This window comes from Ulvibacterium sp. (assembly GCF_965228935.1).
In the GTDB taxonomy this organism is placed as follows: domain Bacteria; phylum Bacteroidota; class Bacteroidia; order Flavobacteriales; family Flavobacteriaceae; genus Ulvibacterium.
The window spans coordinates 332541-351878 of the sequence record NZ_OZ245846.1; the positions used below are offsets into that span (position 1 = coordinate 332541).

At 39.7% G+C, this 19338-nt stretch carries 21 protein-coding genes; 14 read left to right on the forward strand and 7 right to left on the reverse strand.

Annotation, left to right across the window (positions count from 1 at the left end; genetic code table 11):
- Positions 1-132 precede the first annotated feature (132 nt).
- Positions 133-834, forward strand: coding sequence for an SOS response-associated peptidase (locus ACO06Y_RS01480; RefSeq protein WP_422082050.1), 702 nt, complete (start codon positions 133-135; stop codon positions 832-834).
- A 3-nt stretch (positions 835-837) separates the two neighbouring features.
- On the opposite strand, the gene ACO06Y_RS01485 is transcribed toward ACO06Y_RS01480, so the two are convergent.
- Together ACO06Y_RS01485 and ACO06Y_RS01490 are read right to left on the reverse strand one after the other, a co-directional pair.
- Entirely contained in the window at positions 838-1851 is a 1014-nt protein-coding gene (locus tag ACO06Y_RS01485; RefSeq protein WP_422082051.1) for a helix-turn-helix domain-containing protein, read from the reverse strand.
- A gap of 187 nt (positions 1852-2038) precedes the next feature.
- On the reverse strand, positions 2039-3085 hold the full coding sequence (locus ACO06Y_RS01490; protein WP_422082052.1) for a helix-turn-helix domain-containing protein: 1047 nt from the start codon (positions 3083-3085) through the stop codon (positions 2039-2041).
- Positions 3086-3353: 268 nt separating this feature from the next.
- Between ACO06Y_RS01490 and ACO06Y_RS01495 the strand changes: the two genes are divergently transcribed.
- Entirely contained in the window at positions 3354-3515 is a 162-nt protein-coding gene (locus ACO06Y_RS01495) for a DUF1328 domain-containing protein (RefSeq protein ID WP_422082053.1), read from the forward strand.
- A gap of 21 nt (positions 3516-3536) precedes the next feature.
- A complete protein-coding gene (locus ACO06Y_RS01500) occupies positions 3537-3719 on the forward strand; it encodes a hypothetical protein (RefSeq protein WP_422082054.1) in 183 nt (60 codons plus the stop codon).
- 188 nt (positions 3720-3907) lie between these two features.
- Here ACO06Y_RS01500 and ACO06Y_RS01505 read toward each other — a convergent pair whose 3' ends face one another.
- Genes ACO06Y_RS01505 through ACO06Y_RS01520 form a run of 4 tightly spaced genes read right to left on the reverse strand, consistent with a single transcriptional unit; the run spans position 3908 to position 7617 of the window.
- Positions 3908-5017 (reverse strand): DUF748 domain-containing protein, encoded by a 1110-nt coding sequence (locus ACO06Y_RS01505; RefSeq protein ID WP_422082055.1) that lies wholly within the window; start codon positions 5015-5017, stop codon positions 3908-3910.
- A gap of 21 nt (positions 5018-5038) precedes the next feature.
- Positions 5039-6607, reverse strand: coding sequence for a hypothetical protein (locus ACO06Y_RS01510; RefSeq protein ID WP_422082056.1), 1569 nt, complete (start codon positions 6605-6607; stop codon positions 5039-5041).
- Between the two features lie 48 nt (positions 6608-6655).
- Entirely contained in the window at positions 6656-7186 is a 531-nt protein-coding gene (locus ACO06Y_RS01515) for a hypothetical protein (protein WP_422082057.1), read from the reverse strand.
- 26 nt (positions 7187-7212) lie between these two features.
- Positions 7213-7617, reverse strand: coding sequence for an arsenate reductase family protein (locus ACO06Y_RS01520; RefSeq protein ID WP_422082058.1), 405 nt, complete (start codon positions 7615-7617; stop codon positions 7213-7215).
- A gap of 144 nt (positions 7618-7761) precedes the next feature.
- On the opposite strand from ACO06Y_RS01520, the gene cls reads away from it, so the two are divergent.
- The gene (cls, locus tag ACO06Y_RS01525) at positions 7762-9177 is read left to right on the forward strand and encodes a cardiolipin synthase (protein WP_422082059.1); all 1416 of its coding nucleotides are present in this window, start codon (positions 7762-7764) and stop codon (positions 9175-9177) included.
- 16 nt (positions 9178-9193) lie between these two features.
- Complete coding sequence (locus tag ACO06Y_RS01530; protein WP_422082060.1) at positions 9194-9805, forward strand: hypothetical protein; 612 nt, start codon at positions 9194-9196, stop codon at positions 9803-9805.
- A 1-nt stretch (position 9806) separates the two neighbouring features.
- On the opposite strand, the gene ACO06Y_RS01535 is transcribed toward ACO06Y_RS01530, so the two are convergent.
- On the reverse strand, positions 9807-11333 hold the full coding sequence (locus ACO06Y_RS01535; protein WP_422082061.1) for a GH3 family domain-containing protein: 1527 nt from the start codon (positions 11331-11333) through the stop codon (positions 9807-9809).
- Positions 11334-12376: 1043 nt separating this feature from the next.
- Here ACO06Y_RS01535 and ACO06Y_RS01540 point away from each other — a divergent pair.
- From ACO06Y_RS01540 to ACO06Y_RS01580, 9 genes are all read left to right on the forward strand, one after another.
- Positions 12377-12886: a DUF3124 domain-containing protein gene (locus ACO06Y_RS01540; RefSeq protein WP_422082062.1), complete on the forward strand. Its 510-nt coding sequence runs from the start codon at positions 12377-12379 to the stop codon at positions 12884-12886.
- A 2-nt stretch (positions 12887-12888) separates the two neighbouring features.
- On the forward strand, positions 12889-13503 hold the full coding sequence (locus tag ACO06Y_RS01545; RefSeq protein ID WP_422082063.1) for a MarC family protein: 615 nt from the start codon (positions 12889-12891) through the stop codon (positions 13501-13503).
- A 10-nt stretch (positions 13504-13513) separates the two neighbouring features.
- Positions 13514-14575, forward strand: a complete 1062-nt coding sequence (corA, locus tag ACO06Y_RS01550) for a magnesium/cobalt transporter CorA (RefSeq protein WP_422082064.1) — start codon at positions 13514-13516, stop codon at positions 14573-14575.
- A gap of 311 nt (positions 14576-14886) precedes the next feature.
- Positions 14887-15390, forward strand: coding sequence for a Dps family protein (locus ACO06Y_RS01555; RefSeq protein ID WP_422082065.1), 504 nt, complete (start codon positions 14887-14889; stop codon positions 15388-15390).
- 42 nt (positions 15391-15432) lie between these two features.
- Positions 15433-15903 (forward strand): hypothetical protein, encoded by a 471-nt coding sequence (locus ACO06Y_RS01560; protein WP_422082066.1) that lies wholly within the window; start codon positions 15433-15435, stop codon positions 15901-15903.
- Positions 15904-16563: 660 nt separating this feature from the next.
- The gene (locus ACO06Y_RS01565; RefSeq protein ID WP_422082067.1) at positions 16564-17130 is read left to right on the forward strand and encodes an RNA polymerase sigma factor; all 567 of its coding nucleotides are present in this window, start codon (positions 16564-16566) and stop codon (positions 17128-17130) included.
- Positions 17131-17154: 24 nt separating this feature from the next.
- A complete protein-coding gene (locus tag ACO06Y_RS01570) occupies positions 17155-17427 on the forward strand; it encodes a hypothetical protein (RefSeq protein ID WP_422082068.1) in 273 nt (90 codons plus the stop codon).
- 11 nt (positions 17428-17438) lie between these two features.
- A complete protein-coding gene (locus ACO06Y_RS01575) occupies positions 17439-17852 on the forward strand; it encodes a hypothetical protein (RefSeq protein WP_422082069.1) in 414 nt (137 codons plus the stop codon).
- An 84-nt stretch (positions 17853-17936) separates the two neighbouring features.
- Positions 17937-19310, forward strand: a complete 1374-nt coding sequence (locus ACO06Y_RS01580; RefSeq protein WP_422082070.1) for a YHYH protein — start codon at positions 17937-17939, stop codon at positions 19308-19310.
- The last annotated feature ends 28 nt before the right edge of the window (positions 19311-19338 follow it).

A 19338-nucleotide genomic window follows, 5' to 3' on the forward strand; every position in this document is an offset into this window, starting at 1 on the left:
ACGTTATCGAGAGTGTCTCAGGAATTTGCATCATATGGTTAAACATTTAGACCCTAATGGGTTACATTTTGTAGCGTTTGAAACAATAGCTCAAATACTATTTTTGTTACTTGCGTTGGAATGAACGTTGCTATGTATTTTAAACTTTCGAATATTGCGAAGCGGGAGCAAATGGAACGATTATTCGAAGTTTCCTTTAAACATCCCAATTTATATCGGCCCGAAGTGGTAATCAACGGATTGAACGAATCTAATTTACCGGTAATCACCTCTTTGGAACCACATACGATTTCCCTGGCTATCTGGGGGTTGTTGCCAAAAGGTTACCATGAGGATTGGTCTATTTTTCAAAATAGCTCCAATACATTGAACATCGATGAGAGCCAACTGGATTCCGACCTATGGTTCGTATCGGCTTTTGAACAACGTAGATGCCTAATTCTTGTTACTGGCTTTTTTACCTCTTATTTACGAAATGGCGAGGTGTACCCTTATTATGTTGGATTAAAGTCCGAAGCACCCTTTTTTTTGGCAGGAATCTACAACGTTTTGGATGATGGATTTATAACCTGTTCTTTATTGGTCGGCAAGGCCAATGAATATGTAAAGAGGTTCCAGAATGTCGTGGATCATATGCCCATAATCATTGGTCAAAGCAAGGCCGATCAATGGCTGGACAGGGACACCCCTTTGGAGCAGGCAAAAAGCTTGGTAAGAGCGCCCCAAAAGTTCAACTTACGGGCAAACCCGATAGCCAAGGAGTTTTTTAATAGGAATATTTCCTATGATAGTATGTTGGAGCCCTATGATTATCCAGACCTACCAGATCCTTAAAAACTAGCTTTTACTTCGTTTTAATTGCTTTCTATACTCCGTAGGCAAGACGCCGTAGGCTTCGGAAAAAATCTTTGAAAAATAACTTCTGCTCCTAATGCCTACGGCATAGACGATTTCCGATACGGAAAGATCGGTATTGCTTAGATAATCCCTGGAAATTTCCAGTTTAAGTTGGCGTACGTATTCGTTAACCGATTTTGAATAGAGCACTTGAAAACCGAGCTGTAGTTTTTTTGGGCTAAGTCCCGATTCTTGTGATAAGATCCGCACCGAGATTGGACTGGCTATTCGATCGACAATGAAATCGGATAATCGATGGATCTTTTTGATGTCTTCCTTGCACAGGGATTCCGGTAAAGTGCTGCCAGTTTCAAAGTTATGGTGTTCCATCAATTGCATGGCCAGAATAAGGTACAACCTTCCTTCCAGGGAAAGCGTACGGATAACACCGCTCTCGTATGAATTGTGCAGAGCCTTTACCTCATCCGCTATTTTAAGACTGTAATTTCCCTTGTGCTTATAGGGAAAGGAAGAACCTTCATCTTCAAATAAGGACAACAGTATTTCGTTGAGATAGGTAATATTGTTATTCTTCTTCTTGAGATACTCCTTTCTCACAATTCGGATGAAATTGACCTTGATTTCCCTACCCGGAGAGAAAACAAAAGTTTTTTTGGAATACCGTTTTGGGGCAATGATAATATTCTGATACTGTTCCAAATCAATATATTCTTCCGTATCATCCTCTTTATATTTAAACGATCCCTTGGAAACAAAAACAAACTCAATTGGTGAAATAGTGCTCGTTTTGAAAAGAATTTTTACATCCTCGTTGAAATTAAGGGTACAATCCAATAGGGAAACCCCCCAGTCAAAAGAAATACTTCGTACTATTCCCTTACCTATTGCATTATTGAATTCCAGTGTACGCTCTCCCCATTCTTCATTGAGATTTCCTTGTAGGCAAAGATTGAGCTGCTCCAGTATTGTCTCTTCCTTAGTGCTTCTAATCACAATCTCTCGCATAATGATTCCTCCTGTCCACAATTTTGATTTGTAGTGCAAAGGAACTAAGGAACGTCCTAGGACATTGACAAATTTGAAACGTTAAATAACACAAAAGGGCTCATTAATGACTATAACTTTTGTTAAAAAGTTAAACAAAACTACATTTTAAGAAAAAAGCTGTTGCCTAATCGCCTTAGGCAATTTTGGCCGATTTGTTCCTATTTCCCCTAAGCTTTTGAAGATATTGCGTTGGGGTCATGGCATAGCGATTCTTAAATAGTTTGGAAAAGTAACTTCTGGAATTGATTCCTATTCTATACGTAATCTCAGTGATATTCAAGTCCGTGTTCTCCATGAGGTTTTTCGCCATTTCAATACGGGCATTACGGATATATTGGTTAACGGACATGCCATACAAATGCTTAAAGCCATTCTGCAGTGTATTCTGGTTGAGCCCTACCCTTCTCGCCAAAGCTATTATATTGTCCATACTCTCCAGTTCCTCTTCAATAATATTGGCGGCTTCCTCAATTTTTTCAACAGTGGCCTGCCTTAAAATTTTGCGCTTGTCCGGATCGGTGAGGTCATCCAGATATTGTCTAAGATGATGGGCTAATATCTCATACGCCTTACCTTCCAGAAAAACAGACCGGGTAAAACCCACCAATTCACTGTCTATACACTGTTCTATACATTTAGCTATGTCCAAGGTATAGTGCCCTTTGTGAAAAAATAGATTAATGCCGTTCACATCGCGAAAAAGCTCTTCCAATTCAGGGTTCATATCGGGGAGGAAATCCTCTATTTTCTCCTCAAAGAGTTTTCTGTTGATTTCCAGGCTGAAAAAACAGATTGGTTTATTGGCCGGAAGGGTAATGTTATGTCCATGTTTGCTATTGCAGGAAAGGATGGCACTTTCCAGATGCCTTATCTCCCGTATTTCTGACTTTCCTTCAAATTTATGCCTTATGGAGGATTCCCTATTGAAAATAATTTTTAAGGGCTGTACGTAGGATTGGTTGGTCAAAAGATGAACTTCTTTCTTAAGGTGGATATCCAAATCTATAATTCCTACACCATTAGAAAAGGAAACGGCCTTAACATAACCCTTGCCCATTTTCTTTGGAATATCAAAACACATTTCGTTGTTGTCCTCCTCATAGGAGGCCCCCAAGGTGTCTGAAATATCCCTGATTACGTCCCGAACATCCAGATCCTTAATCTCGATCCTATTTTCCATAGTCTTTTACCTGAGTACCTAAAGATAGGTTATTTACCATTATTTTTTTTGTGGTTTTATTTTTTATTTGATTAAAAAAAATGGTTTCGGTCAAGGTATATAGACCTGTTTACCTATTTGATTATAAGTATAATAGGGCTAGTTTGGAAATGGGTCAAGAATTCTATGGATACCATCAACGCATCAGGTCATATAATCCCATCTTTGTATTGAAGGATGAAAATTACCATCCATTTCTTAACTAAATTATTAACTAAAACCACATGATATGTTACGTTGGACAATTACATTTATAGTCCTTGCCATTATCGCCGCAGTGTTCGGCTTTGGAGGGATTGCCGCTGGTGCGGCGAGTATTGCTAAAATCCTATTTTTTATATTCTTGGTACTTTTCGTAGTATCACTGTTCAGGGGAAAAAAAATACTCTAACCTTAAAAAAATCAGAAAATCATGAGAAAATCATTAGTTATGTTCATGCTTACCCTGGCCACGATTTTTATAGTTGTTGCTTGTAGGGAAGACAAAACGGCAGGAGAGAAGATAGAAGATGGTATTGAAGAGGTCGGTGAAGGTATAGAAGAAGGTGCAGAGGAAGTGGGTGATGAGGTAGAGGATGCTGTTGACGATAATTAACAAGAATACCAACCTGATACTGGGATTACGGACAAATGGAAAAGCATTTGTCCGTTTTTTATTGTAATGACACCGTAAACATTTCTGGGCCTTCCCAAGGAAAGAAGGTTAGGATTTGCCGGGCCCGATCACTCTTTTTTGGACATATGTTTACCATTTAAATCGATATGAAAGCGTAATGTCACTTCCTAATCCCTGTTTTCCGAACCTTTTTCGGCATCCTCGAAATTTACCTCATCATCAAAAACACCTTTGTATGCCTTAATCCATCCATTCTTAAAAATGTTCCAAATAGTGGGCCAAACCCTTGTCTTCACATTGTTTAGGTCACCTTCAATGGGCACTTTGGTCGCCAGGGTATTGTTTCCCTTATTTTTGAGCAAAAATTTAAAAAAGCCCACGAAACCTTCCCAAAGAGTATTTAGAAAACTGTCCTGTTCGCCACCAATTAGCTCTGAATCTTTCAACAAGGGTTTTACATAGCCTGTTAAATACCCATCGGCAACGGCAATTTCACTGAAAAGATTAAAGTCTCCCTCTACAAAATCCAAACCGGCGTAGTATTTTGTGAAGTCGTTCAAAGCGGTCACGGAAGCATTTTCCAGGGAAAAGGATACATCCATATCCGGAATTTGTTTTACCAAATCCATTTTTCCTTCCAGTTTAAAATCCCCGTTTCCAATCGACACGGCCGTAGCATGGATTTCCGAGGGAAGATTACGTTCTTGCCGTACCACGTTCCTTAGGTTCGTTGCATCTAAATGTATTTGGTTCAGATTTAGATCAATATTTGGATCGGCGGTCAATTGCACAAAAGCCGCTTTTCCGTCAATGATCTTCAAATGGTTGATGTCTATCGGCACCAAATCTGTTAGGGCTTTGGTCCAATCCTCAAACTCTGGTTCGGGGCTTTCGTTTTTTTGTTGATCTTCAAAAACATAGATTATCTCGGGTCTGGTCAATATGATTTCGCTTACGATTTTCCCTTTGAAGAGCGATTTCCATTCCAAGGAAATATCGGTTTTTTCAAAATCCAAAAATGGTACTTTAGAACCGGCATCGAGCTTTTTCAAATACAGGCTATCGATTATGTAGGCGCCCCTGAGCAAGGAGACATCGATATTTGAGACTTCTCCATAATAACCGGGAATATCCGCCAAGACCTTATTCACATATCGTTTGAGGACATAGGGCAACGATAAGCGGGCCAGTACAAGAAGAATTATTAGGGCAAGGGGAATTATATATCGTTTCCGCCTATAGAATTTGTGCTTTTTCCTCTTGTTTGCTCCTACCATCTTAAAATCGTTTTATTCTCATCAGGTGTCCTTTTTTCCATCACCGGTCAACGTGTTCAATATACCATTTTCCATATTTTGCCACAGATAATTAAAAAACGATTTGGTCACATCCCGTTCGGTTTCGATATCCCCAAAACGAAAACCATCCTCGTCCGCCTTTGAACCATCGTTCACAAAAATGTTTCCAATAAAAGTCAGAAATTTATTGATTTTTAGCCTATCTCTATCCAGAACCTCAAACCTGAAATCGCGATACTTCATTTTCATATCTCCTTTGGATTCCCTGGAATCACCTTGGAAATTAAAGTACATGGCATCTATAGTCCCTTTGGCCTTGACCCTGAGATTCGGTTTTAGGAACGTACTTAGTTTTTCGCTATCCAAATCCATCAACGATCCGGACATGGTAAAAGTATCCGCTGGGTCATTGATATGGAACCCCCAGTCCAAATCCAACTTGCCGTCACCCAAAATTTCGGCTGAGGCCCTAACCCTGGTCCTTTCTTTGTTTTCACCCGTATTGTCTATGTTGTTAATTCTGGCATCAAGTTGCTTAAAATAGAGCATCCCTGCCTTTCGTGTATCCTCTATTTTCTCCTCGTAGGCGACATATCCATCGCTGATCGATATTTTGGCAATATCAATTCCTATGGGAAGTTCCCTTAATAATCTGCTATAGAGTGGTTTTTCCTGTAAATTGTCCGGTAGCCGTTTGTCCCTATATATTTCCAAATTAGGTCTGTAAAACCGACTTTCGAAAACCGTAACTAAAAACCTATCGGACTTGAACCCTAAATTCAGTTCCCCTATTTCCAATTTCGGAATCGTAAGATCAACATAATCACGTTCCACGGTTAAATGTGTGGAAAGTTTCTCCTTACTATATTTGGTGGCAAGGACTATATTATTAATTTGGGAATCATTTGGTGAGATTATGATTTTTGAAGTATTTAAAGTCTCGAAAGTTCCCATATCCACAAACGTCTCCCTGACTTCCAAACGATAGTCCTTGAAAGAAAGAGGTATTTTTTTGGTAATGAGCATAGGTCCGGTCTCTCCTTCCGAGAGCATAAGATTATAAGACTCCACAGCCATTTTTATACTATCCTTCCCTTCCTGGAACAAATAAAAACTCCCATTGTCTATCTTTAGGTTTTGTATAAAAATAGTTTTGAGGAGGCCCACAATACCTTTTTTGGTATGTCCTGTTTTTTGGTGGTGGTTAAAGGGGGAATATCTTAAAACAGGTTCTTTAAGCGTAAGCGCGTCAAGGTATATGGTATTCTTGAAAAATAGTTGCCCGTAGTTGAGTCCGTTTATTTTGAGACTTTGGGCAGTGAAGGACGTGTGGTTCAAAACCGTATCCCGATTGGATATATTTAGGGCAATATCTCGCAGGATAACATCGCCCCCTAAAATATTGGTTTCAATATTGGAATAAGCAAGGGCCATATGATTTGGGATCTTTCGGGAAAGAAAATTGGCCACTATAGACTTTGCCCGCCACTGAAGTACTCCTAGACCTACGACCAAAACGAGCAGCGGTACTGCCAAGGCTCCAATAATTGTTTTCTTTCGAATTGCCATAATGTTTGGAGATAGTCTTAGTAGCGTATTTAGGCACTTATTGTCCTTTTATCCTTCATCGGTTTCATTTTCGGTCAAGGGATGATCCATCTTGCCCAGTCCCACAATCTTAATGATATTAACTACCGTATTGTATAACATGATTACCACAACTATGAGTGCCGCACTGAGCATGCTGGAAATACCTAGGGAAAAATAATAAACAATGCTGAACCATTCATTGGGTACATTTTCGGATTCGGTCACCGGTAAATTAAAGAGGAGGAATGAAATTAGCGAAGCAACGAATATTATGGTGTCCACCTTTGCAATCTGTAGAATATGCCGATAATGGTCTTTTTTCAATTTGGATTTGGCCCCGGAACTTATACCCAATACGGTAAGTAAAAGGGCCAATATGGTGGCGGAGGCAAGGGCTATGGTATTGCATAGGGTATTGATTCCGGCAACGGAATTTTTAATGAGTACCTTGGCCTCGTATCCGCTTAGTTCACCTAAAAGAAAGGTGCCCAATAACATTACAAGCAGTGAGATTACGCCTCCGGTTATTGCCCTTTTGGTATATCTACTGATTTTCATCGGCCCACCTCTTCTGTTTATTTGTTCTACGTTTTTGATTGGCCCCTACTATCAATCTTCATATATTCCAAAAAATCGGATGGTGAATTTATGGAATGTGTATTGGAGCCCATAACAATGATCGGATGGGCCAGGGTCTCCGGGTGTTTCTCCAAAACCCTTAACCAATCATGTTCATCCAGGCTGGGATTTTGTGATCCGTAAGCCTCTACAAAGCTGGGGTGTTCGGTATTTACCAAATCCGCAATTTTTTTATCGAGTCCTGAGGCGAGCTCGGCCCATTGAGTTCCGGGTATATGGGTCTTGGCAAGGTCGATGGCCCTGATCTCCCTTTCGGAAGCTTTTACATAGGCATATGTTTGTTTTCCCAGACTGGTACCCGAATGATAATATAACCTAATTTCCCTTTTATCCCTAGCAATAGTTCCCATCCCTATTTTTTCGATTTTTTTAAAAATAGTACAACCAAGGTATCCACCTTTGCTCTTATCGTATGGATACTGACGCAATCGCAAGAGCCATTTGTTCCTAGGATGTAAAGCAGTATCTTAGGAACCAACAAAGTCTCTACCAAAATGCTCACCATCCTCATCTTCTTCTATTTGACGATAACCGTGTGGGCTTTGGCAAGTATCATCTTCCATGGTTCCAGGCCAAGCCGTTCCGTTAGCTGGGTGTTGGCCGTGTTGTTGTTTCCCTTTTTAGGCCCCTTGTTGTACTATCTTTTTGGTGTTAACCGCAGGAAGTTTAAATTCTATAAATTAAAGGGCAATTTAAAAAGAAGATTATATGATGAAATGTATAAGGAGTCCCGTATCCATGAATATAGGAATGCACTGGAAACCCAAGGGAGACTGGCCAAAATGCTCAAAAACAGTTCAGGTTTCTTTCCTGATGTAGGGAACAAGGTAGAGGTATTGCATGCGGGTATCGAAACCTTTGAAAGAATTTTTGAAGCCCTGGAAGATGCCAAAGAGTTTATCCATGTGCAGTACTATATTTTTGAGGAAGGGAAACTTCAGGACAGGTTTCACCAAATTTTCAAGAAAAAGATCCAAGAAGGGGTGGAGGTGCGAATGATGTACGATTCCTTGGGAAGTAGATCCTTTAAGGGTAAATTAAAAAAGCGATTTCGAAAAATTGGGGTAAGCACATACCCTATGATGCCCTTGCGCATCGGTAATTTTATGTACACCCTAAACTATCGCAATCATAGAAAAATTATTGTGGTGGATGGGAAGGTGGGCTTTGTTGGTGGCATGAACGTTTCCGATAAATACATTAAATCCATATCCGAATTGGGTGTATGGGAAGATATACATCTAAGACTGGAAGGGCCGGCAGTAAGCAGTCTCCATAAAATCTTTATCAAGGACTACCATTTTGCCAGTAGGAAAAAGGTACTTTTGACACCAAAATATCTTCCAAAGCTGAAGGAGGTGGGCAATTCAGTAGTTCAGATAATCGCAAGTGGCCCTGACTCCAACCAACCGGATATTTTACATCAATATGTGGCCATGATCAATTTGGCCGAGAAGAGCATATCCATAGCCAATCCCTATTTTATTCCCGGCCCCGTGGTCTTGAACGCATTAAAAATAGCTGCCCTCGGTGGTACGGACATACGTTTGCTGTTTCCAAGAAATTCCGATTCCTTTTTGGCCAAATATAGTATGTACGCCAATTTTGAAGACCTCCTTGCCGTTGGCATAAAAATATATATGCGAACCGATTTTTCCCATAGTAAAATGATTGTTGTCGATAGAAAAATTGCCTCCGTGGGCTCTGGAAATTTCGATTACCGTAGTTTTGAACATAATTTTGAGTCCAATGCAATCATATATGATGCAGGGGTCGCCCATCAAATTTCAGAGGAGTTTGATAAGGAATGTGAAGAAGCGTATCCCTTGGTTTACGAAGAGTTCAAAAATCGCGCTCGAGTTCAAAAATTCAAAGAGGGCCTGGCAAAGTTTTTTAGCCCGTTACTCTAGTAAAGTGTTTTATTGAATGCAAAAAATTACCTTATTATTGCTTATGTCCCTTCCCATTTCCTATCCTCAAAATACCATTCCCAAAAGTATTGAGGAAGAGGCAATAATTGCCCTCTCCCATTACCCGGATTTAAAGGATGTTCCCATTATTTTTAAATTCAAAAAAAATATCCGTAAGTCCACCATGCAGGCGCAGCCAGTGTTCGGCAGCCTTTTTAAGTCCCGGGAAAAGAGGAAATATCTAATACTTATCAGCGAAAAGTTTAAAATAGCGGATAGCGTTTACTATACAAAGGATATGCCCTCCGACATACTGATCGGTTGGCTGGGCCATGAACTGGGCCATATTATGGACTATAGGGATCGCAGCAGCATAGACCTTATTGGTTTTGGGCTGGGATACCTATTTTCCAAGAACTTTATTAAAAAGGCGGAACGTATTGCAGATACCTATGCGGTGGCCCACGGTATGGAGGAATATATTCTAAAAACGAAAAATTTTATTTTGAAAAAATCCAATATTTCAGAAAAATATAAAAGGCGGATCAAGGAGCTCTATCTCTCTCCAGAAGAAATTATGATTCTGGCAAAGAAGCGGGAAGCGGATATGGAGACGGACTTGCCCTGAGTTATCTTGTTTTTGAGGTTACAAACTCCTCCCATTCCGCAAATTTCTCCTCGCCCATTACCCGTTCCATTTTTACCTGCCCTCCCTTTTTCTTATTCTCACCACTCCATTCATGAAAGATTTCGGGATTAGTCGTTTTAACCTTGACCCCTTCCAGGGCCTTGGTCCGAGCCACTTTATAGTTCTTATTCGCGTCCTTTAAAAAACGGTCGAGGTATTTGGAGAGTTTTTGCTCCGGAACATTCGCTTCCGTACCCAAATACCAAAAATGGTAAAAGCCATCCTCAAATTTTTTGGCACACAAGGTATATTCTGGAATTTGTATATCGAACTCTCGTTCCAGAAAGTTTACGGCATCGTCCAACTTGTTGACCGAAAGTTGGGAGCCTACCGTATTTAAAAAGAATTTGGTCCTGCCCGTGATTTTGATCTCCGCCCGTTCTATATTCGTGAATTCAATGGTATCCCCTATCATATATCTCCAGGCACCAGCAACCGTACTAAGGATAAGTACATAATCCTGGCCCAACTCAACTTCCGATAATGTTCTGGAAGGCGCGTCGTCCGACAGAGAGCCGTCTGGATTTATGTATTTTGGTTCAAAGGGGACAAATTCAAAATAAATACCGTTATCGGTTATCAATCGCATGGCATCGGTTTCCGGTCGACTTTGAAAAGCTATGAATCCTTCCGAGGCCAAATATGTATCAATAACGGTAATAGGTTTGCCCATAAGAGCGTTGAAACTCTTTTCATATGGACCAAAAGCTACACCACCGGAAGTATACACTTGTAGATTGGGCCAAATCTCATGGATGTTTTTTAGTCCATGGACATCGATTACTTCTTTGAGCATCAATTCCAACCAGGAAGGAATTCCACTTAGGGCCCCGATATCCCAATTGGGTGCTTCTTTCACTATCCTTTGTACACGCCTATCCCAATCATCGATTTTGGCAATATCCTTTCCCGGTTTGTAATATCCCTGAAACCAGGATGGAATGTTACTGGCACTGATACCACTGATTTCCCCTTCGGCATGATCTTCTTTCTCGATGAGATCCGTGGAACTTCCCAACATTAGAATTTCCTTTTCAAAGAAATCCGAAGGGAGATCAAAATTGCTCAGGGAAAATACTTGCTTGATCCCGGCCTTTTTTATGGCATCGACCATATCCGCCGTTACTGGAATTCGCTTACTGGTCTTCCCCGTAGTACCTGAGCTCAGGGCAAAGTAATTGGGGTTTCCAGGCCATGTAACATCCGTTCGGCCCTTATGGAGTTTCTTCCACCACTGGGCACTTATTTTTGCATAATCAAAATAGGGTATTTTGGACGCAAAGGTCTTGGGTATGTTTTTTTTACCAAGAATATCCTGAAATCCGTAATGTTTGCCAAAATCGGTTTCGGCAGCGGTTTTGAGTAGATCTTTGAGAACCTCCTTCTGCTCTTGCACCGGATTGGGTTTCGAGCCCAATTTATCCGTAACATGAATAACTCCTTTGATAAGACTTCCTAAAATAGGCATTTTCCAATTTTTTTAGTTCACTAGGCGGTATATTTTTTAGTTTGGCCAAGGGCCGTAGTCCGTTTAGTCCCGGTAACCCGATTTTTGATGTACACACTATTTTGGATAATACGGTACATCTACATATTGAATATCACATCTTGTCTTCAACGAAATTAATAACGGACAACCAAAATGCCTTGATCCATATGAAAAAAGCTTTAATGTATTCAAAAAAATGATTTCCGAAAGATTGTGGGCTTACAATTGCCTGCATGGAATAAAAAGGGAACGTCCCCACGTTCCCTTTTCCTTTTTGTTAAATAACCTCAAGAAGTGGAGGTTTTTACTTAACCTACTTATGGATTCAAATATCATTTTTTAAAGGAGCATTTCTTGGCTCAAATGATTAAACTATTGCCTCAATCGCCATAGTCCTAAACCTTATTCCAAAAAAAACAAAAACAAGTATTTAATAACAAAATATAAAACAAACAATGCATAATCATGTTTGCCTACATCGAGTTTTCAATATCTCAACTTTAAGTAGGCTTTCTCCTTAAAATGAAGAATTTAATTGAGTTTTGCCTGTGCACTAGACCAAAATTTCAGGTCAAAGCTCATCTTGGGAATATCTGTGAGACTCTTTTAGGTTTAGATGGCCATCAAAAGTACAAATGCTTAAAGACTGCCAAAACATATTGAAACCGCCAAACAACTACTTGTTCGCACAAGACGGATGTCATAGCAGATGACCATTTTCAGGACTTGAGGGGTAGATACAAAAGAAGCAGGACTTAAGGCCCTGCTTTAGAACAAATAAAAAACGAATATTTCTCGGGACAATCAGAATGACCCAAACTTTTGGGAAACTTGATCACCCGATTTAGTATTCAAGGTAATGCTTTGGTTTGATATTAATTACCTGTTTGAAATACATACCTTGGATGAAAAGATTTTAACTTATTTCTACACTGGAAAATCTTGAGTCGGTAAAAAGAATAACATTCTAATGTTTTCAAGATTGATTATCTTTTGGGAAATATTCAATTGTTCTTGATTCTATGTATAAATACCTAACTATCATTTTTCTTGTAGCATTGGTCCTAAGTTGTTCTGATAAAGTGGAAAATGTAGAATTTGAACCTCCTGATTGGTCCTCTAGACATGCCGATATTGTCAATAGTGACAGTTTGGAACAAGGTAAATCCTATCTATCCATTTATTCCCAGATCTATACGTTGGATGGCGGGCGAAGGAGCAATCTTACGGCAATGACAAGTCTTAGAAATACAAGTGTTAACGACACAATCTATATCTCTAAAGTGGATTACTATGATACTGATGGAACATTAATAAGGCATTATTTAAAGAAAACCATTTTTTTAGGACCATTGGAAACTGTTGACCTTGTAATTGAGGAAATGGATGAGGAAGGGGGCACAGGCTCAAACTTTATTTTTGAATGGTCAAAACCAAAAAATTGCCCGGAGCCCCTGTTTGAAGGAGTTATGAGTTCTACAGTTGGTCAACAAGGATTATCATTCACTACCCAATCAAGACGCATTGAATAATCATGATAGCGGTTTTAACAAAAATCTTTTTCATATTCGCAGTAATTGATCCCATTGGTTCAATTCCTGTATATCTAGAAGCAACAAAAGAGTTTGACAAGGCACATAAAAAGAAGATTGCCGTTAGGGCTTGCGCAATCGCATTTTTGATTCTCCTTTTTTTCATCGTGATAGGCCAACTAATATTGGAAGGTATGTCCGTTTCTTTGGATGCCTTTCAAATCTCTGGAGGGGTAATTCTATTTCTTTTTTCATTGACCATGATATTTGGGGACGGAAAACCTGAAAGGGAAAAAAATAATATCTCCGATTATAGACATGTCACTATATTTCCCATTGCCATTCCATCAATTGCCTCTCCTGGTGCAATCATGGCTGTGGTCCTGTTGACCGACAATCATTTATATACTATAAAAGAACAGGCAATAACTACATTATTGGTACTTGTGGTAATCGGACTTACCAGCCTGCTTCTTCTTGCCGCCAATGTGTTGCAAAAAAGAATTGGCAACTATGGCATTATGGTAATCAGCAAGATTATGGGGTTGATTCTTGCGGCGTACGCAGTACAAAGTATTTTAAGCGGAATTTCCCGTTATTTTTTGAATCTACAATAAACAAAGGGTTATGGCGAGATTCTTGGTGAAAAGAAATCAAAAGTTAGGGACGGCTCCGGGCTCTCTTGTCTTTGTTGGCAAACAAAGAGTAGATAAGGTATTGCTCGAAATTCTATCATACGATAAATTGAACATAGAAGATAAAGAGATAGAAAACTTAGAAGAGCTTCCAAAGCTTATCAATCCAAAAAAGGTTTCTTGGGTAAATCATGTTGGGATCCATGATGAAAAGGCTATCGAAAAAATAGGTGGCTTATTTGATATTCATCCTCTTCAACTAGAGGATATCCTGAACACTACCCAGCGGCCAAAGTTTGTAGAGGCCGATGGGTATTTGTTCATTCAAATTCGGATGCTACATTTAAAAGAGGATAATTCCCTGTATACCGAACAGTTGAGTATCATATTGATTGATAATACACTTATTTCCTTTCAAGAAATACCGTTGGATGTCTTCGACCCTTTACGTGAAAGACTGCTAAGGCCAATCACCAAAATTAGACACCGTAAAAATGATTATTTGGCTTTTGCAATGTTGGATGCAGTCGTAGAGCAATATATTTTTATCATAGAAAAATTCGGGGAACGAATTGAACTACTGGAAGACCAATTATTGCAAAGACCGGAAAAGTCCCACCTAGAGCAGATCAATCGTTATAAAAGAGAAATAAATTTTTTGCGCAAAACGGTAAGACCCGTTCGAGAGTTGGTATCTCAATTTAAGCGTTCGGATTCCCCAATAATAGAAGGCTCGACCCAACCTTATCTAAGGGATTTGGAAGAACAGGTTGTTTTGGCGACCGAGGCAATAGAGCTTTATAAGGACATGTTGAATGATCAATTGAACATTTATAATTCAGGTCTCAATAATCGGTTAAATGATATCCTGAGGGTATTGACCATATTCTCCGTGGTCTTCATTCCACTTACATTTCTAGCAGGTATATATGGTACCAATTTTGAGTATTTGCCAGAACTTCATTATAAATATTCGTATCCTATATTTTGGGGAGTACTGATACTTTTAGCGCTAGGCATGGTAATGTATTTCAAGAATAAAAAATGGCTGTGAATTACCATTTTAACATTTGGAGTTGCTATATCAACTCTTATGTTATAAAAGCTGTTAAAAAGGGAATGGTATCTGTTAAACCCTGTTAAATACTTGATTTTCTTATTAATATCTGTATATTAAAGAAGTATGACAACAACAATACTTCACGAAACTTCTGCTTTCTAGGTCGAGCAATCGGTCTTTTTACTTCATAGGGACATAGTTCCCATTGTTCCAAAAAAACATTTAAAGCTTTTAACTGAAAAGCTTCTGCCCATTCAAAAAATCGATACGGGCATCACATAATTATGAACTTAAAATAAGAAAGCATGACACTTGCACAAACAAAAATTAAAAATAATAAAAACCTCAAAACGCTCGGATTCTCCCATCTGGATACAGCTGAAGTAGTAGTAAAATTAAATACCCTGTTGGCAGATTATCAAGTATTTTACAATAAGCTCAGAAACTTCCATTGGAACATTGAAGGTCCAGAATTTTTTGAGTTGCACGAAGAGTTTGAAAAGGAATACAATACGGTAAAGAAGAATATCGATATAGTAGCAGAGCGTATACGGGTATTCGGAATCAAACCAAACTTCACACTACAAAAGACGTTGGAACTCTCCAAAATTAAAGAGACGGAAAAGAACCTTTCCGCCATTGAGATGGTAAGGGAGGTACTTAAGGATTTTGAAATCATCCACGATGACATTCTTTCTGCCATTGGGGCATCCCTCGAAACGGGCGATGTCGCCACGGAACAGATGTTGACCGATTTCATCAGGGACATCGAGAAAAGGAACTGGATGTTCACTTCTTATTTGAAGTAGAAATTTCCAACTCAAAACATTTATTAATTCTAAAACCTAAAAATGAAAAAGATAATAAGCATATTAAGTCTATTACTGTTAACCACCTTTACGTTGTCGGCTCAAGTGGACAATAAGGGAACCCTGAGCTCCACTTTCAAAAAAACGTTTACCATTAAAGTAGATGGGACCGAGACCAAGTATAATTTAAAGATTCTGGAAACTCGTAATTATCCCATGGCTTGGAAAGACGAGGACAAGGGCAAGGTAGATCAGGATAGAATGGCCACAGCTGCCAAGGTCACAAAAATGATCGCCGTCGATAATGATAGCGATAACGAATACGAACAATATTTTGTCCTAAAATACAGGAAGTCATTGGCCGACACTTTTGAAGTAGTGGCAACGAAAAATGGTTTTGCCGTAATGGTGGACGGAACGATTAAGAAACATTTCGATAAGGAGGGAATTTATTTCATCGACAACGATGATAAAGATTTCTTTTCGGTTACCGAGTTCGGAGAAATGGGATAAACGAATGTTTCGTTTTCTGATTGATGAACAAGCCAGGCAATTTACCTGGCTTTTTTAATACCAATTTAAATTCAATCGAGAATGCAATTGGGATGTCTCTTCATTTTTATTAGAATTTATCTGAGGATGGAAACCAAGAAAATTGGATTCCATCCTCAGATTGATAAATCATCTTAGTTCAAAAAACCAACATATTTTGGGAATCCCATCCCCTTTACCAATCTGTCCCATTAACTCGACGTTTTAAAAAAACACATCTCATGAGAAGAAAATCAAACTGGGTTTGATACATTTCCTCATTATAAGGGAATATCATCTCCGTTACATTGCACTTTTGTTTGATGGTAAAAAAAGATGCCCAACTTTAGCTTTCCATCCTAAAAAAGTTCAGTGCACTCCCTGATTATTACCTTGCGCCTAAGTTGTGCAAATAAAGCCTTAACGGTTTTCACCGAAAATAAAATAATCAAAGGGCTAAACCTTTTACACGTTTAATGGTCAAAAACCAAAGCTATCATCATATTCCAAACAAACTCAATCAGGATTATCTCCCAAATGGGCTGATCGGTTGAGTGACATGTATTATAGTTGAACCATAAAATATTGTATGCTGATAACACAGAACTAGGCTTAAAATACGGTCAGGAACGCACTTTATACTTGGGAAAAACAATCGAAAACATACTGCTCGAAGAGATCTCAAAGGGGAACAGAAATGCTTTTGAACAATTGTATTTACTTTATAAAAGCAAGGTTTACAACACAGCCATCGTTTATCTACAGAACATAGAAGAGGCAGAGGAGGTTACTCAGGACATTTTTTTGACCATTTACCAGAAAGCAGATACGTTTCAGGGGAAGTCCAAAGTAAGTACTTGGATTTATAGGATTACGGTCAACAAGGCATTGAACAAGTTGGAAAAAAGAAAAAGAAGTCCTCTGTCCGAAAGAGAGGTCAACGAGCGGGATCGTGCCGATTTTTATCATCCCGGTATCCAATTGGAAAACAAGGAAAAAGCACGATTTTTGTTCATGGCAATTGACAAACTCGCAAAGACCCAAAAAACTGCATTCGTATTGAGCTTTGTGGAAGGACTTCCAAGACAGGAAGTAGCGGATGTTATGGGAACAACCTTGAAATCGGTGGAAAGTCTACTACAAAGGGCAAAATCAAATTTACGAAAGTACTTGGTCGAAATCTATCCCGAAGGAAAAACAAAAAAATAATGTCCAATAAACAAACCCAAACTGATGGACTGTAAGGAAAAATGGGCCGACGAGGCCTTAAAAAGTCTGGAGGGCATGAAAAGGGCCTCTCCCAAAAATGACGTTTTCGATAGTATAATTTCCAGGATTCCGGAAAATCGAACAATTTCCCTAAAGCATATAGGATGGGTCGCAGCTGCGGCCTGCCTAATAATTCTTCTGAACGCCTATGTTTTGAAACTGCAGATCGAAAGCGTTCAAGATTCTACAAGGGATGAAGAAAACCAGATTTCACTGTTGACAGACTATACCTTTTAAAACCTTGTAAGATGAAACGGGAAACACGCTATAAAATCATTATAGGCGCACTATTGATAATCAATGTGGTACAAGTCTCCTCCTTGATACTCACCAAAAGACCTCAAAAGCATTTAAGGGAACATCGAAAACCTGATGCAAAAGAAATGTTGCGTCTTGATGATGAGCAGAACATACAATTTAAAACCTTTAGCAGAGAACATCATAAATCTATGGTCTCTCTACAAAAGGAGCAAAAGATAGTCGTGCGCAACTATTTTCTACAACCATCGGATTCCCTACTCAAACGTATCAAGGATTTCGAAGAAAAAAAGATACTGGCGACCGAAAAACATTTCAAGAATCTGAAGTCCGTATTGCACGAAGAACAACTGCCTGCTTATGAAGATTTCAAGGAGAGGGCCTTGCGACATATCTTGCGCTAAAAGTTAATTATTTCAAAAAAAGGGAATCGAGCGAAGGATTTTCTGGGGCTTCCTGTCAAAAGGTCAAATTAAATCCCAGTTATCATGAGAATGCGCACTTATTTAATTTCCCTTATTCTTTTTCTGCTAACATTAAGCCTTCACGCACATAAAGGTGGGCATGGATACCGGAACACTAAAGAGTGGAGCATTGATGGTAACAAAATTGAGGCCTCCTTTTTGGCCTTTAAGGATGGTCTGGTCTTTTTGGAAACGAAAACCGGAGAACTGGTCATTGAGGAACTCTCGGCCTTTACCAGGCATGACCGGTTGTTGATAGAAGATAAAATCAATCGTATCAAAAGCATCAACCAAGTATCGGGCAATTCCGGAATTTTTGTTGCCAAGCACGAACGTGGTCTGGAAAACAACGGTTTTTCCATGAACTATTTCCTGATTGCCTTATCGGCAGTGTCCTTTTTCATCTTTGCATACTTTTTTAGGAGAAAAAGAATGCTGACCGCTTCAATGAGTGTTGCATCTTTTTTGATTATAATGGTATTTGCCTGTGGCAACAGCGATGATAGCGGAGATACAGATGACGGTGCTGAAGACGACGACCCCATAGTTTCATCGGTTCCCGCCAATGATGTCGATGCGCTACAGGAACTATTCGGGCTTTTTTCGAATGTGACCACGGATTTCGATGACACGTATTTCTATGTCTCTTCCACGGGCCTTCCCGACCATGACATGATGGTAGGTATCACCAACTGGCAACAACAAGTGCCGATTCCCCAGGATTATACCGGCGGCAATAGCTGGGCCTTTCCCATACAACCAGTACTTGCCGAAACTCCGCTATCATCCTCGGAACATTTTTTAAGGGGTGCCATTGCCATTGCGGTCAACGGTATCCCAGTCTTCAATCCCTTGAACAACAGGGGCGAGGATGCCTTGGCCATTGGGGAGCTTGATCAGTGGGGCGGACATTGTGGAAGGGCAGACGATTACCATTATCATGTACCGCCCACCCATTTGGAAGCTACAGTGGGAGCCGATCAGCCTGTCGCCTATGCCCTGGACGGATTCCCCGTCTATGGAGAAACTACCGAGGAGCTGGATGAATATCTCGGAAAATTCAATGAAGACGGGTCGTACCAATACCATACCACTGATACCGCACCCTACTTTATTGCCGGGATGCGCGGCCAGATAACACTGGATCCGAACACGACCGCACCAGAGGACCAGATTCTGCCACAGGCGATGACCCGAGAGGTACGGCCTGCACTGACACCCTTGGCCGGAGCGGTGATTACGGGCTTTAACCAAATAGATACGAATGCCTACTCCCTCGAGTATCAAATCGGGACAGATACCTATTATACCAATTATAGTTGGGACGAAAATGGTCTGTATACCTACGAATATGTTGATGCCGATGGTACTGTAACGACGGCAACCTATCAGAGATAAAAATATGCTTAAGAACAGAGCGGGTCAT